This is a genomic window from Sulfitobacter sp. M85, from assembly GCF_029285915.1.
Classification (GTDB): domain Bacteria; phylum Pseudomonadota; class Alphaproteobacteria; order Rhodobacterales; family Rhodobacteraceae; genus Sulfitobacter; species Sulfitobacter faviae.
The window spans coordinates 150203-165199 of the sequence record NZ_JABECQ010000006.1; the positions used below are offsets into that span (position 1 = coordinate 150203).

General features: G+C 63.1%; 13 protein-coding genes. 1 reads left to right on the top strand and 12 read right to left on the bottom strand.

From position 1 onward, the window contains the following. Nucleotides 1-6 precede the first annotated feature (6 nt). The 7 genes from HKX24_RS13405 to HKX24_RS13435 form a co-directional block, all read right to left on the bottom strand. The gene (locus HKX24_RS13405) at nucleotides 7-1401 is read right to left on the bottom strand and encodes a M20 family metallopeptidase (RefSeq protein ID WP_271693884.1); all 1395 of its coding nucleotides are present in this window, start codon (nucleotides 1399-1401) and stop codon (nucleotides 7-9) included. After that, nucleotides 1398-2987 (bottom strand): gamma-glutamyltransferase, encoded by a 1590-nt coding sequence (locus tag HKX24_RS13410; protein WP_276154044.1) that lies wholly within the window; start codon nucleotides 2985-2987, stop codon nucleotides 1398-1400. Before HKX24_RS13410 ends, HKX24_RS13405 begins: the two co-directional genes overlap by 4 nt. A 4-nt stretch (nucleotides 2988-2991) precedes the next feature. Beyond that, the gene (locus HKX24_RS13415; RefSeq protein ID WP_209219165.1) at nucleotides 2992-3987 is read right to left on the bottom strand and encodes an oligopeptide/dipeptide ABC transporter ATP-binding protein; all 996 of its coding nucleotides are present in this window, start codon (nucleotides 3985-3987) and stop codon (nucleotides 2992-2994) included. Next, entirely contained in the window at nucleotides 3984-4982 is a 999-nt protein-coding gene (locus HKX24_RS13420; protein WP_271693882.1) for an ABC transporter ATP-binding protein, read from the bottom strand. The genes HKX24_RS13415 and HKX24_RS13420 overlap by 4 nt, the downstream gene beginning before the upstream one ends. Before the next feature lie 3 nt (nucleotides 4983-4985). Next, complete coding sequence (locus tag HKX24_RS13425) at nucleotides 4986-5888, bottom strand: ABC transporter permease (RefSeq protein ID WP_271690227.1); 903 nt, start codon at nucleotides 5886-5888, stop codon at nucleotides 4986-4988. A gap of 1 nt (nucleotide 5889) precedes the next feature. Beyond that, the gene (locus tag HKX24_RS13430) at nucleotides 5890-6807 is read right to left on the bottom strand and encodes an ABC transporter permease (protein WP_136720362.1); all 918 of its coding nucleotides are present in this window, start codon (nucleotides 6805-6807) and stop codon (nucleotides 5890-5892) included. Between the two features lie 114 nt (nucleotides 6808-6921). Further along, complete coding sequence (locus HKX24_RS13435; RefSeq protein ID WP_271694045.1) at nucleotides 6922-8439, bottom strand: ABC transporter substrate-binding protein; 1518 nt, start codon at nucleotides 8437-8439, stop codon at nucleotides 6922-6924. Between the two features lie 164 nt (nucleotides 8440-8603). Here HKX24_RS13435 and HKX24_RS13440 point away from each other — a divergent pair, with 164 nt between their 5' ends. Beyond that, the gene (locus tag HKX24_RS13440; protein WP_271694044.1) at nucleotides 8604-9386 is read left to right on the top strand and encodes an IclR family transcriptional regulator; all 783 of its coding nucleotides are present in this window, start codon (nucleotides 8604-8606) and stop codon (nucleotides 9384-9386) included. A 40-nt stretch (nucleotides 9387-9426) separates the two neighbouring features. On the opposite strand, the gene HKX24_RS13445 is transcribed toward HKX24_RS13440, so the two are convergent. The 5 genes from HKX24_RS13445 to HKX24_RS13465 all read right to left on the bottom strand — a co-directional run bounded on the left by HKX24_RS13445 (nucleotide 9427) and on the right by HKX24_RS13465 (nucleotide 14982). Further along, complete coding sequence (locus tag HKX24_RS13445) at nucleotides 9427-11490, bottom strand: catalase (RefSeq protein WP_271694043.1); 2064 nt, start codon at nucleotides 11488-11490, stop codon at nucleotides 9427-9429. 102 nt (nucleotides 11491-11592) lie between these two features. After that, nucleotides 11593-12639, bottom strand: coding sequence for a glycosyltransferase (locus HKX24_RS13450; RefSeq protein WP_271694042.1), 1047 nt, complete (start codon nucleotides 12637-12639; stop codon nucleotides 11593-11595). Next, complete coding sequence (locus HKX24_RS13455; protein ID WP_271694041.1) at nucleotides 12636-13199, bottom strand: class I SAM-dependent methyltransferase; 564 nt, start codon at nucleotides 13197-13199, stop codon at nucleotides 12636-12638. Before HKX24_RS13455 ends, HKX24_RS13450 begins: the two co-directional genes overlap by 4 nt. Next, nucleotides 13199-13897 carry a PIG-L family deacetylase gene (locus HKX24_RS13460; protein ID WP_271694040.1) on the bottom strand — a complete coding sequence of 233 codons (699 nt, stop codon included), beginning with the start codon at nucleotides 13895-13897 and terminating at the stop codon, nucleotides 13199-13201. The genes HKX24_RS13455 and HKX24_RS13460 overlap by 1 nt, the downstream gene beginning before the upstream one ends. Then, nucleotides 13894-14982 carry an acyl-CoA dehydrogenase gene (locus HKX24_RS13465; RefSeq protein WP_271694039.1) on the bottom strand — a complete coding sequence of 363 codons (1089 nt, stop codon included), beginning with the start codon at nucleotides 14980-14982 and terminating at the stop codon, nucleotides 13894-13896. The genes HKX24_RS13460 and HKX24_RS13465 overlap by 4 nt, the downstream gene beginning before the upstream one ends. Nucleotides 14983-14997 lie beyond the last annotated feature (15 nt).

Genomic DNA, 14997 nt, shown 5'->3' on the forward strand with positions numbered 1-14997 from the left:
GTAATTTTAGGCGGCGCGCGGCGGCGTATTGCCTTCGCCCAAGTCCCAGAACACGCCCGCCATCACCCGCAGCGCATCGCGGCAGACGGGTTTTAGCACATGTTCGTCCGGCGCGTGCTGCGAACAGCTGCGGTAGGAATGCGGCACCCAGACGGTGGGCAGACCCAAGATATCGCTGAAACTGTCATTTGGCAGCGAGCCTGCGAGGTTGGGCAGGATATGCGGCGCTTTCCCGGCGCTTTTCGTCAGAGAGTCAGCCACGAATTTGACCCAAGGGTGATCCGCATCCAGCCGCGTCGCGCGGAAAAAGCCACGGTCATGCGGTTCGATCCGGACATCCTCGAACCCCTGTTTATCAAGGTGCCGGCGCAGCGCTGGCAGGATGTCTTCGGGATCGGTGCCGACCACATAGCGCAATTGGCAAGTGGCCGTGGCATGGGCCGAAATCGCGTTGACCGGCGCTTCGGGGACGCCGCTTTTCATTGCGAGGATGGCAAAGCTGTTCCAGCCATAGGCGCGCTCGACCGGGGTCAGGTCTTCTTCGCCCCAATCGCTGTCGATGGCGGGGCCGTCATCGCTTTCGATCGGCAGGTCTTTCAACGCCGCGCGGACCGAGGGGGTCAGGCTGTCGGGCCGCCATTCGGGGATCTGGATTTGCCCGCGTTTGTCGGTGATGGTCGACAGGGCCTGCACCAAGATCATCGCAGGATCGGCCAGCAAGCCACCCCAGTTGCCCGAGTGATGCGCCCCTTCGCGTTTGTCGACGATCAGATCAAACGACACGCCCCCGCGCGAGCCCATGAACATGGTCGGCACTTCGGGTTGCAGCCGCGGCCCGTCCGAGGCGATGAGCACGTCGGCGGTCAGTTCCTCGCGGTGTTCGGCAAAGAACTCGGGCAGACCTGCGCTGCCGGTCTCCTCGCTCATCTCGATCACGATGCGGCAGTTGAAACCCAGCTTGCCACGGGTTTTCAGCACCGCTTCGATGGCGGCGATGTTGATCAGGTGCTGGCCCTTGTTGTCGGCGGTGCCGCGTCCATAAAGCTTGTCGCCTTCTTCGACCAGTTTGAAAGGATGCAGCCCCTCGCGCCACTGGTCGGTCTGGGCGCGGATCACGTCGCCGTGGCCATAGGTCAGCACGGTCGGCAGGTCGTCCCCCTCACGGCGCTCGCCCACCAGAAAGGGGCCGCCGCGCGGGTCGGGATTGTCGTGAAAGCGACAGGCAAAGCCCATCGCCGTCAGCCGCGGCTCCATCGTCTCGACCAGATAGCGTTTCAGTTCGGGGGCTTGGTCGGGGTTCTGGCTTTCGGTCTCGTAGGAGACGAGGTTGGCCAGTTCGGCTTGGAACGTCCCCTCATCGAAATAGGTCGAGATCGCTTCGATCGCTTGATCGCGGGTCATGCTTCAATGTCCTTTGTCATATCTTCGGAAATGGCGTCGCCCCAAGGCGACATGATCTCGGTGCAGCCGGAATTCTGCCCGCCCGCGCGCATTACGCCTGCGGGACAGGCGAAAGCGTAGGGAAAGATCGTGCGTTTGGTCTCGGCGACCTCATTGTTCTCGCGCAGCCGGTCGAGCACATCGCGCGGCAGGCTTTCATCGGCGATGAGCTGGTTGGCGTCCGAAGCGTCAATGCGCGGCGCGTGGAAGCTGTCTTCGAGCGACATGTCGAAATCGGTGACGAAGGAGGACAGTTGCGCCACCGCGCCCAAAATCTTGCGCCCGCCGGAGGCGCCGAAGGCGAAGCGTTTGTCGCCCTGTTCGCCGATCACCGGGCAGACGTTCATTAGGCAGCGCTTGTTCGGCCCCAGCGAGTTCGGGCGGCCCTGAACCGGGTCGAACCACATGATGCCGTTGTTCATCAAAAAGCCGGTGGAGGGCGAGACGACGCGCGAGCCGAAGATCGACAACAGCGTCTGGGTCTGCGCCACCATATTTCCGTGGCGGTCGACGACCGAGAAATGCGTGGTGCAGCCCGGCGCCTCGGGGCTTTCGCCGGTATCGCCCATGGAGCCGAGGCGGCGGGCATAGGCGCCTTTGAGCGCCTCGGCCATGGCGGCATAGCTGTCGGGGCCGGGGGCTTGGCCGAGGTCTTCGGTCGCGAGAGAGGCAAAGGTGTCGCGGAAGGTCGGCCCGGCGGTCAGCCCCGGCACCACGTGGAAGCGCGCATCGCGGTAGGCGAAGTCGAGCGGCGCGCTGAACTCGGCGCGGTAGGCTTGCAGGTCGTCGTGGCTGAGGCAGCCGCCTTTCTCCTGCACATCCCGCGCCATCGCGGCACCAAGGTCTCCATCATAGAGCGCGCGCGCCCCGTGCCGCGCGATCTGGTCAAGGCTGTCGGCCATGCGCGATTGGTCCAGCCGTTTCTCGGCCAGCGCGGTCCAGCCGCTGATCGTCGGCCATTGCCCGTCTTCCAGAAAGAGGTCCGCCGCATCCGCATCCTGCGCAAGGGCGCGCGTGCAAGAGGCGATGACCAACGCGGCATACCAATCCACCAACAGACCCTTGCGGGCATGTTCAACCGCCGGGGAAAGCAGCTCGCCCCAAGGCATCTTGCCGAAACGTTCATGCGCTTGGCCCAGCCCGTCGACCACGCCGGGCACGGCGATGGCAGTGGCGCCTTGGACATTGCGGTCCCCCTCCACATGCTCCCATGGGAAGAGATCGCCCGCCTTGCCCCGCCCGCTCAGCGGATAATTCGCCGGGTCGAGCGCGCCGGGGCTGCGCATGCCGTGGTTCAGTGCATGGGCTTGGCCTTCTTCGGCGCGCCAGAGCATCATCGCCCCGCCGCCCGCAGGGCCGCTCATCCAAGGTTCCAACACGCCGATGACGAAAGAGGTGGCCACAGCTGCATCCACCGCATCGCCCCCTGCCGCAAGCACCTCGGCCCCCGCGATTGCTGCCAACCGATGCTGCGCGGCGACAACGCCATGTTCGGTTTCGATGACGGTTTTGCGGGTTTGACTGCTGTGCGACAGGTTCGATGACATGGGACTACTCTTGTTCGTACATGGGGGTTTCCGGATCGTGCAGATGGCAGGCGACATGCCCCTGCGGGATCGGGGTGTGACGCGGTGCCTTTTGCTTGCACAGATCCGTCGCGCGCGGGCAACGCGGGTGGAAATGGCAACCGGGCGGCGGCGCGATCGGGTTCGGGTAGGCCATGCCAAGCTGGGTGTCGGGCACACCCAATCCGGGCTCGGGTGTCAGCACGGATTTCAAAAGCGCCTTGGTGTAAGGGTGACGCGGCGCGTCAAAGAGCCCGGCGACCGAGTTCTGCTCGACGATCTCGCCCAGATACATCACCGCCACGCGGGTGGCGAGGTGTTCGACCACCGCCAAATCATGGCTGATGAAGAGATAGGTAAGGCCGAACTCCTCGCGCAGCTCGCCCAGCAGGTTGAGGATCTGGCTCTGCACCGACACATCCAGCGCCGAGGTCGGCTCATCGCAGATCACCACCTCGGGCTTCATGATGAGCGCGCGGGCGATGGCGACGCGCTGGCGCTGGCCGCCCGACATCTGGCTGGGGTAGGTGTTGATCACCCGTTGCGGCAGGCCCACAACGTCGAGGATCTCTTTGACCTTTTTCTTGCGGCTCTCCTCATCACCGATGTTGTGCACCCGCAGCGGCAGAGAGATCACGTCATAGATGCTCTTGCGCGGGTTGAGCGAGGAATAGGGGTCTTGAAAGATCGGTTGGATCCGCCGTGCCAGCGCTAGACGGCCCTGCTGCGTGATCTCCTCACCGTCGATCTTAACGTGACCGGCGGTTGGCTCCTCCAGCCCCAAGAGGATCTTGGCAAGGGTGGATTTGCCGCAGCCGGATTCACCGACGAGGCCCAGCACCTCCCCCTTGCCCAATTGCAGCGACACGTCATTCACCGCCGTGAGCGGTTTGACCTTGCCGAACATGCCCTGTTTCACCCGGTAGGTCTTGCTGACGCCGGAAAGTTCCAGCACCGGGGGTGTGTTCACGCTGTCCTTCATACGGTCAGCTCCTTCTCGGACTGGCGTTTGCCATCGGGGAAAATGCAGCGGAAGGCATGGTTGCCGTTCTCGCGTTTGGGGATGTCGCCACGGCATTCGGCGACGGCATGCGGGCAGCGGGTACGGAAGACGCAGCCCTCAACCTCGCCCACCAGCGAGGGCACGATGCCCGGGATGGTGCCCAGTTTCGCGCCGCGGTCGGTCTTGCCCGGGAGCGGGATGCAGCGCAGAAGCCCACGGGTGTAGGGGTGCGAGGGGGCGTTGAAGATGTCTCCGACCGGGCCGGTCTCGACCAATTCGCCCGCATACATCACCGCGACCTTGTCGGCCACGCGGGCCACCACGCCGAGGTCATGGGTGATCAGGATCACGGCCATGTTCATCTCGCGCCCCAGATCGTGGAGCAGCCGCAGGATCTGCGCCTGAATGGTCACGTCGAGCGCGGTGGTCGGCTCATCCGCGATGATCAGCTCCGGCTCGCACATCAGCGCCATGGCGATCATCACGCGCTGGCGCAGACCGCCTGACAGCTGGTGCGGATATTGCGACAAGCGGCTCTCGGCGGCGGTGATGCCGACTTTCTCCAAAAGTTCAATCGCCCGGTCCCGCGCCTGTTGGCGGCTGACCTTGCGGTGCAAAAGCAGCGCCTCGGCCAGCTGATCGCCGATGGTATAGGCGGGGTTGAGCGAGGTCATCGGCTCTTGGAAGATCATCGACATCCGCGCCCCGCGCAGCTTGCGCATCTGGCCTTGGCTCGCGGTGGTCAACTCGGTCCCGTCAAAGGTCATCCGATCCGCGCGGCGTTTGATGGATTTGCCCAAGAGCCCCATCAGCGCCAGCGAGGTGAGCGATTTGCCTGAGCCGCTTTCGCCGACGATGCACAGGGTCTCGCCACGGTTGAGGTCGAAGTCGATCCCGCGCACCGCATGCAGGGTGCCGCCGCCCGTGGGAATATCGAGCCGCAGGTTGCGGACGCTCAGAAGTGGTTCTGTCATGGGTCAGCTCCGGTTTTCGGGGGCGGTGACGTCGCGCAGACCGTCACCCATCAGGTTGATCGCCAGCACCAGCACGAAAAGCACGGCGCCCGGGATCAGCACGAGCCACGGCTCGAACAGCATCATGTTCTTGCCTTCGGAGACCATCAGCCCCCAGCTCGGCGTCGGCGGTTGCACCCCAAGGCCGAGGAACGAGAGTGCCGCTTCCAGAAGGATCGCATGGGCCATCTCCAGCGTTACGACGACGATCAGGTTGTTGGCGATGTTGGGCATGATCTCGGACAAGAGGATGCGCGGGGTGGAGGCGCCGATGACCTGTGCCGCGGCCACGTATTCGCGCCGCCGCACCTGCATGGTGGAGGCGCGCATGACCACCGCGAAACGGTCCCACAGCAGCAGGCCCAGCACCATGATCACCACTTGCAGCGATCCGCCAAGGATCGCCACCACGGCCAGCGCCACCAGTACCACCGGCATCGCGAGACGCACGTTGATGAGGAAGGTTACGACCGCGTCGACCTTGCCGCCGAAGTAGCCCGCAGCCACGCCCATCGCGGTCCCGATCAGACCCGAGATCAGCGCCGCCACGGCCCCGATCAGCAGCGAAATCCGCGCGCCGTAAATTAGGCGCGACAGGTAATCGCGGCCCAGATGGTCGGTGCCCAAGGGGTGCTCCCATGTGCCGCCCATGAAAACGGGGGGCTCCATCCGGGTCATCAGGCTTTGGGCATAGGGATCATGCGGGGCAATCCAAGGCGCGAGGATCGCGATGATCGTGAGGATGATCAGAACGACCGCCCCGATCAGCAGACCTTGGTGCCCGAAGATGCGCTTGCGCAGCATCTGGCCGGGGGTCGGGCCGGTGATTTCGTCCAAAAGGCTGTCATGTGTGCTTGCCGTGGCCATGTCAGCTGCTCCTCATGCGGGGGTCGAGCCATGCGTTCAGCACGTCTGCGAGGAAGGTGAAAACAATATAGAACATCGAGAAGATCAGGATCAGCGCCTGCACGGTGGGCAGGTCGTTGCGCGCGATGCTCTCCCACGCCAGATAGCCCGCGCCATGGAGCGCGAAGATCGACTCAACCACGATGGAGCCGCCCAGCATGAAGCCCATCTGTACGGCGGCGAGGCTGACCACGGGGATGATCGCGTTGCGCAGCGCATGGCGGAACAGCACCCGGCGCTCGTTCGCGCCCTTGGCCCGCGCGGTGCGGATGTAGTCGGAGTTCAGCACGTCCAGCATGCCCGCGCGCGTCAGGCGCATGATGGCGGGCATGGCGTAATAGCCCAGCACCACGGTCGGCAGGATGAAATGCCGCCATGTGTCGGTGCCCGAGGGTGGCAGCCAACCCAGTTGGATGGCAAACACCACGATCAGGATGAGGCCGAACCAGAAGCTCGGCATCGCTTGGCCGGCGACCGAGATGAACAGGGCCACACGGTCGATGATCGAATTGGGGCGGATCGCGGCGACCACGCCCAAGGGCACGGCGGTCAGCAACGCGAAGGTGATCCCGCAGACCCCTAGCGTCATGGTCACGCTCAATCGGTCGGCGATGAGCGAGGCGACGGGCAGGCGGAAATAGTAGCTCTCGCCGAAATCGCCTTGAAGGGCCGAAAACAGCCATTCGCCATATTGCACCAGCATGGGCCGGTCAAAACCATAGAGACGGCGCAGGGCCTCGATATCTTCGCCACTGGCGGTTTCACCGGCCAGCGCGGCGGCGGGGTCGCCCGACAGGAACAGCAGGCTAAAGCTGATAAACGACACGGTGAAGGCCACGAGAAGGGCCAGTCCCAATCGTTTGAGAATGAATTGAAGCACGGGTGCAACTACCTTGAGGCTGCGCCGCAGGCGAGGGCCTGCCGCGTGGGTCTGGGTTGGGTGCGGAAGGGGAGAAGGGCAGGGGCACCGGTCACGGCGCCCCCGCCGATTGGTTTACTTCCAGCTGGCCGTGGTGAAGCGCAGGACTTCGTCGGCTGTGGGCGTGTATTCCACCTCGTTGGTGGTCACGTAGTTGGTGTTGTAGGAGAACATCGGCGCCCAATAGGCTTCCTCGGTGATCCGTTCGATCGCCTTGGAGTAGTTCTCTTTGCGGACCTCAGGGTCGGTCGAGCTGTCGGCGATGTTGAGGTATTCGAGCGTTTCGTCGTCCATCGCGTAGTCGAGCGAGCCATGTTTGAAAAACTGGCTGACCATGGCGGAGGCGTCGTTGATCGAATAGCTGCCCCATGTTTGGAACGACACGGCGGTTTCGCCCTTCATGTTCTGCTCGCGCAGGGCGGAATACTGCAACATCTTGAAGTTGGTATCGATGCCCACAGCGTTCAGATAGCTGGTGATCGCCTCGGCATATTCACGGTCGCGGTAGGCGTAGAAGTCGATGGTCAGACCGTCTTCGTAGCCAGCTTCGGCCAGCAATTCCTTGGCCTTCTCGGGGTTGTATTCATACTTCACCGCCGCGTCTTCGTCGCAGCCGAACTGGCTGGGGAAGCAAGGGGTGTAGACGACTTTGGATTTGCCTTTAAGCAGCGCGTCGACCAGTTCCTGACGGTTGATCGCATAGTTCACAGCCTTGCGCACGCGCACGTCGGTGAAGGGGCTGTCCTCGGACCGGCCCGCCGCATCGAGCGTCAGATAGCCCACGCGCATGGTGGATTCGTTGGAGACTTGGAACTCATCCCGCTCGGCCAGTTTCTCGGCTTGGTCCGAAGGCACCTGCCAGATCAGATCAAGCGAGCCGCTGAACAGTTCGGCCATCTGCGTGTTCACATCCGGGATGGTGCGGATGTCGATGTTCTTGATGCTGGGCTTGCCCTTGGGGCTGTCGTGGTAGCCCTCATAGGCTTCCAGTTTGAAGTGCTGGCCGGGGACGACTTCGGTCACCTTGTAAGGGCCAGTGCCGACGGGTTTCAGGCCCATGCCTTCTGGGCCGGCTTCTTCGTAGTAGTCGCTGGGATACATCGAAACGGGGCCGGAAAGGAATTCGATCGCCGCCGGGAACTTCTCTTTCAGCATGATGCGCACGGTGTAGTCGTCGACCTTCTCAGCCGATTTCATCCAGTTCACGTTGCGCTGCGTTTTCACGCCATTGGCCTCATCGGCCACGTAGTTCACGGTAAAGACCACGTCATCGGCGGTGAAGTCCGAGCCGTCGTGGAATTTCACGCCTTCGCGCAGTTTGAATTCGATGGTCGTGTCGTCGACCCATTCCCATTCGGTGGCGAGGTTGCCCATGTATTCGTTGGTGACCGGATCGCGGTAGATCAGACCATCCCAGACCGCGCGTTGCAGCACCACGCCTTCGCGGGACGAGTTGAAGTAGCTGTCGACGTTCTCAAGCTCTTTGGTGAAGGCGACATTCAGCGTGTCATTAGCTTTGTCCGCCCAAGCCGCGCCCGTGGCGGCGGCCAGGACAAGCCCGGTGATGGTTGATTTCAGGACCGTGGATTTCATGGTCAACTCCCCTGCTGGTTAACGAATTCGGTTCCGTATCTTTTTGACTTGCGTCTCGTATCATATAATAATACTTGGTATCGCAATACGATTAATAAACGCAATCAGATCGACATACGTCAAGCCCCGGTTTGAACAATTGGGCCAGATTTCGGGGTAGGTGATTGGAAAAGAAGCAAAATACCCTCTACGTCGGGTCGCTTGCCAAGGGGCTGCGGCTGCTCCGCGCCTTCGATGAATCGCATACGGAATTGTCGTTGGTCGAGCTGGCCGCGCGCAGCGGATTGGACAAAAGCGCGGTTCAACGGCTGGCGAATACGCTGCATATCGAGGGGATGTTGGAAAAGGATCCAGCCACGCGGCGCTACCGCCCGTCTCATGCTTGGTTGGAGCTGGCCTATGCCTATTACTGGTCGGATCAATTGGTGGGGCAGGCGATTCCCAAGCTGATCGACCTCAGCCAAGAGATCGGGGAGACGGTGAACCTCGCCGAGCTTTCGACCGATCATATCATCTACGTCAGCCGACTGCCCTGCCAGCGAACCTATTTCGCGGCGACGGTGATCGGGCGGCGGTTGCCTGCGCTTTCGACGTCGGCGGGGCGGGCGATCATCTCGACCTTCTCGCCCGAGGACCGGGAAGAAGCGATCGAGACTTGGCCGCTCAAACCCTTTACCGCGCGCACCACGATGGACCGCGCCACGATCCGCAACAGCATCGGTGAGGCCGTGCAGCAGGGCTATGCGATCTCCAGCGATCAGATGATTTTGTCCGAGATCGGGGTGGCCTGTCCGATTACCGGCCCGGATGGGCGGGCCTTTGCGGCGGTGCAATGTTCGGTCTCGGCGCATACTTGGACGCGGGAGCGGATCAGGGCCGAGATTCTGCCGCGCCTTCAGGACACGGCGAACGCGATTTCGCCCTCATCACAGGTGCATCGGCGCTAGAAAAAGGGCCGGGGCATCGCCGCCCCGGCCCGGTGTTATCTTATTCCCAGTTCAGCTTTTCTTCGCGCTGCCAGAACCGAAGTTTGCGGCAGGTTTGAAGGAACGCGTCCGCATTATCGGCAGAGACCTCGATCGTGCCCTCGTCCTTCTCAATCCCGGCGGCGTTGAGCAGCGGATCGGCGGCTTTGGTCCAGGCGATGAACTTATTATGCGCAAAGGCGTCCGAGACGAAATCCTGCGCCGGTTTGTTCTTGGCGATCTTATCGGCTTTCTCTTCACCGAAGACTAAGGCCACCGCGTCAAAGACCACCGAGGGGCCGCCGTCGATCTTCTCATCCGCTTCGCGGGTGCTGCCGTCCGAAAGGGTCACCCCTTGGATATGCGGCGTCACGATGGCGACCATCGCGCCCTCATCGGCAAAGGCTTTTTCCAAGGCTTCCACCACCGAGGCATCCGCGCCTTCGGTCAGGAACAGACCCAACTTGCGGCCCGCGAAGCTGTTCGGCGCGTTCTTTAGAATGCTGAGCGCATCCGACGGCGGCAGATCGGTGATCGGCTCCCGCGCGGGTTTGGCGGGTTCCGGCATCTCGGTCACGCCCAAGCCTTCGGCCACCTGTTTCGCCAGATCGTCATGGACGTTCATCAGATGCGAGAGCATCCGCAGGCGAATGCGTTCTTCCTGACATTTCGACAGCTCGAAGGTATAGGCCGCCGCGATATGCTGCTGCTCGATCTCGGTCTGGCTGATGTAGAACTGCCGCGCTTGGCTGTAGTGGTCAGCGAACGTCTCGGACCGCACGCGCTGTTTCGTGCCTTCGACTTCGGCCGGGTAGCTCTGAAAACCAATCTCGGGGTTCTCGCGCGGGCCGTCATCCTCGCCCCAGCTGTTGGGCTCGTAGTTCACGCGGCCCTTGGGATTGTGCATCGCCATATGGCCGTCTTGCTGGAAGTGGTGGAACGGGCATTTCGGCGCGTTGATCGGAATATGGGTGAAGTTCGGCCCGCCGAGACGCTTAAGCTGCGTGTCGAGGTAGGAGAAATTCCGGCCCTGAAGCAGCGGGTCATTCGTGTGGTCGATCCCGCGCACGATGTTCTGGGTGCAAAAGGCCACCTGCTCGGTCTCGGCGAAGAAGTTGTCGACATTGGCGTCAAGCGTCAGCGTCCCGATGATGCGCACCGGCACCTGCTCTTCGGGGATGATCTTGGTGGCATCAAGGATGTCGAACTCGAAGTTATCGGCGAATTCGTCGTCGAAAACCTGAATGCCCAAATCCCACTGCGGATAATCGCCCGCGTCGATCGCATCCCACATGTCGCGGCGGTGGAAATCCGGGTCCGCGCCGTTGATCTTGAGCGCTTCGTTCCAGACCACCGATTGCAGACCCTGTTTGGGCTTCCAGTGGAACTTGACGTAATGCGATTTGCCTTCGGCGTTGACCAGCCGGAAGGTATGCACGCCGAAGCCTTCCATAAAGCGGAACGAGCGCGGGATCGCACGGTCGGACATTTGCCACAGCGTCATATGGATCGCCTCGGGCGAGAGCGAGACGAAATCCCAGAAGTTGTCATGCGCCGACTGCGCCTGCGGGAAGCCACGGTCAGGGGCGGGTTTGACGGAGTGGATGAGATCGGGGAACTTGATCGCGTCTTGGATAAAGAACACGGGGATGTTGTTGCCGACGAGGTCCCAGTTGCCTTCTTGCGTGTAGAACTTCGTCGCGAAACCGCGCACGTCGCGGGCCAGATCGAAAGAACCCTTGTTGCCTGCCACGGTGGAGAAACGGGTGAAGGTCGGGGTCTTTTCGCCGACGCGCTGGAAGATATCGGCACAGGACAGTTCGGGGATCGCTTCTTTCAGCTCGAAATGCCCATGCACGCCGTAGCCGCGGGCGTGAACGACACGCTCTGGAATGCGCTCATGGTCGAAATGAAACATCTTCTCGCGGAATACATGGTCTTCCATCAAGACCGGGCCACGCGGACCTGCTTTGAGTGAGTTCTGATCATCCGCGATCGGGCCGCCCTGCGCGGTCGTCATCGTCTTTTCGCGGTCCGTGGTTTGCTGGCGGGGTTCGCCGCCTTTGCCAAGTGCTTTGTCTGTCATGATCTTTCTCCACAGCGCCCCCGGAATATAATCGGGAGGATTTGTTGCTAATATGTGGCGGGCCGAGAGGGCCGCTCCAGTGCCGGCGGTGATTGCCCGACCCTATGAGAGTTCAACCACCCCCGCGGCGAGGGGTTCCGATGCTTTTGCCCGGCGGGCGGGAAAGTTCTCGCGCGGGCGGGGACCTCCCGCCTCCGGTGCGAGGGGGGCGGCTGTCTCACGGGCCGCGGACTTGTCCAAAAAGCCCCGCAGCAGCGCGATATGCGCGGGCAGTTCATCGACCGGAATGCGTTCAGCCTCTGGCACCTGCACCGGCCAGCAGCCCAAGGCCCCCCGGCGCAGTTTCTCCAGCAAGCAGCCCGCATCCGGCAAACAGTCATCGGCCAGATAGCCCGCCCCGCTCAGCCGAGTGCGCAGCGTATCGGCCATGCCGCCTGCCGCCCGCCCGACAAGCCTGCAAGAGGCTTCGACCCAGACATCATCCGCGTGATGCACCCGGCGGCCCGCGGCCCGCAGGGCGCGGATGATCGCGCGGTCCTCGCCACAGGGGATCGGGGCGAAACCGCCGACGGACTCATAGGCGTCGCGGGTAAAGCCAAGGCTGGCCCCCGGCGCTTCGCCGTGGCTGCCTTGCAAATCGGCGCAGTTCGGGGCGTGCCGCGCGTAGAGCGTGAGCACCAAGCGGCGGTAGGCCATTTCATGGGCCTCAAACATGGGGTCTTGCTGCGACAAACAGGCGGCCTCTTCGGGGTTCAGCGTGACCCTGCCGCAGAGGGCATCAAAGCGTTGGAGGTGGTGAATGCTGCGCGCGACCCAATCGGGGCTGACGCGGCAATCGGCATCGGTGGTCAGGATCTGGCGCAGATGAGGCATCTGTTCGAGCGCCACGGCGCAGCCCTTCCGCCGTGCCGCGCCGACCCCCATGCCGGGGGGAAAGGTGAGGTCGAGCACGGTGAGGTCGATGCCAAGCCGCCCTGCCGCTGCCGTGGCGATCTTGGCGGTGTCGTCATCGGTGTTGTTCACCACGAGGATCACGTGGACACGGTCGTTACACTGGGGGGCGAGGGCGGTGAGGCAATCGCCGATCCGCTCCGCTTCGTTCCGGGCGGGGATGATGATCGCGGTGTCTTTCCAGCGCTCGAAACTCATCTGTCACCCTCCGGAAAGGCGCGGTCGATGCGGTAGTTCTCGGTCTTGCTGACGCAGGTGAAGGCATGGGTGTCGAGCGCCTTGGCAAAGCCGTTCAGCGCCTCTTCCCCTTGCAACGGATTGCCGGTGTCACCGCGCCAAGTCACGCAGATGATCTCGGCCTGCGGCCAGCGGGTTGCGATGTCGGTCGCCAGTTGGTCCAGCCCCGCATGATCCAGAAAATAGAGCACTTCGGAGAGGATCAGCAGATCGAAGTCCCCCTCGGGCAGGGGGCCGGGATAGAACCCTTGGACGAAGCGCCCCTCTGGCACCGTTTTGCGCGCGGCGGTCAGGGCGCTGGCCACGGCGTCCATCCCGGTATAGCGCGCGCAGATGTCGATCAGGTGGCGTGCCAGTTGACCATTGCCGCAACCGAGTTCAAAGGCCGATCGGTAGCCATCTTGCGAAAGCGCCGCCCGCGTCGCCGCGAATTTGGCCTGCTCATAGGCGCTATGTTCGAACCCCCAAGGATCGCTCGTCTCGGCATAGAGACCTTGGAGATGATCCAACCCCACACCCATCACGGCATCCTCCAAAAGATTTCGTCTTGCTGTGCGAAGAGGTTGATCATCGCCTCGGGCAGAACGAACCCCTCGGGATCGTCTTGCACGACTTGGCCAAGCTGGCTGCGATGCGCGCGGATCGCGGCACTCTTGGCTTCGCGGTAGGCGGCGGTGTCGAGGGTGAGGGGGGCGTAGCCTGCCGTGTTCTCGGCAAAGTTCGGATCGTCGAAACGGCTCCACACCGGATAGCTATGAAAATGCAGATCGGGGCGCTGCGCGCGCAGGCCGTCGGCCAGTGACGCGGTGGTTTGGTGGTCGCAATGTTTGTCTTCGCGGGCCGGGACGAAGACGTGGCGTGCCGTTTGCGCGTCGATTACCTGCATCAGCTCGGTCAGGATGGCGTCGGCAGGCACTTCGTGCAATCGGCTGTCGGGATGGCCGAGCCATGTCAAATCCGCTGCGCCGCCACCAAGGAGATCAAGCGCCTCTGCCAATTCCGCGCGTCGCCTTTCGGCCAATCGGGCCGGAGGCCATGCGCGGGAGCCGGGGTGGCTGGCGCCGCCATCGGTCACGCAAATGACATGCGCCCCGGGCCCTGCGAAAGCGCGGGCCACAAGCCCGCCGCAGCCGAGTGTTTCGTCGTCCGGGTGCGGCGCCAGAACCACAATCTTTTCGCGGCCCGACAGAGCCTCGGCGAGGGGGGCGTTATGGCTCATCCAAAGACACCCCAAACCGTCTGGTCACTCGAAAGCGCATGGCGAGCGGCCCGTTGCAGGAAGGCGTCGCGCGCGGCTTGGCGCAAATAGACCGAAAGATCGCGCGCCATGCGACCTGTCTCGGAAGTTCCGGTGAAATGGCGCAAACCAAGGCTCTGCTCCACCGCTTTGATCGCGTCGAGGGCGACTTCCTCAGTATAAATCCGCGCGGCGATCGAGGCGCTGACGAGCGTCTCCTCCGCGTGGTCATCCGCGTTGGCGAGAGCGGCGCGTTCGACCAATGCCATACCAGCCCAGACCCGCATCAGCACCTGCATCAGGCGGCTCAATTGGGCCTCGGCCTCAAGCCGGTCCATGTCCCGCAGAGCAGTGGCCGCCGCATCGATCAACCCCGCCGCCGCGCCCGCCTGAAGCGCTGCGATCCGCCAGACGCCGCCGACGAAATGCGGCTCTTTCAGATAGTCGCCGGGAGCACCGATAAGCGCGTCATCCTCAAGAGGCAGGCCGGAAAAATTATAGGTCCCCGAGGCCGTTGCCCGCATCCCCAGCATGTCCCATTGGGAGGCATCGCCGCGGGCGGGGTCGGTCACATCGATCAGCGCAAGCTGCACCTCAGGGCCGGAATTGAGCGAGACGAGCGCATGGGTGACAGTGCCGAGGCCGGAGGCAAAGATCTTCTCACCCTTCAAAACACCCTTCTCGAAACGCGCCGGATTGCCGCCATCGGCCCCCCAAACGCCCAGAAGCCCACCTTGCCGGATCACCTGCTTCGCTCGCTCTGCCTGCGCCGCGCTGCCGTATAGGCGGATCAGGCGCAGCGCGTTGACGTGGCCCTCCCATAAGCGGCCGACGCTGAGGTTGGCGGCACCGATCTGCATCAGCGCATGGGCGGTGCGCAAAGGCGCCGTGGCGCCATCTTCCAGCATCAGCCCCGCGTCGCGCAGAATGTCGATAGAGCCGCTGATCGGGGCGGTGCCCGCCTCTTCGGCCCGCGCCGCGTGGCGCAGGGCCTTTCGGGCAGATTGCGAAAGGATATCCCTTTGCGACTGGGGCGGAAAAGGGTCGAAACGCGGCGCACTGTTCATGGCAGTGCCCGACAG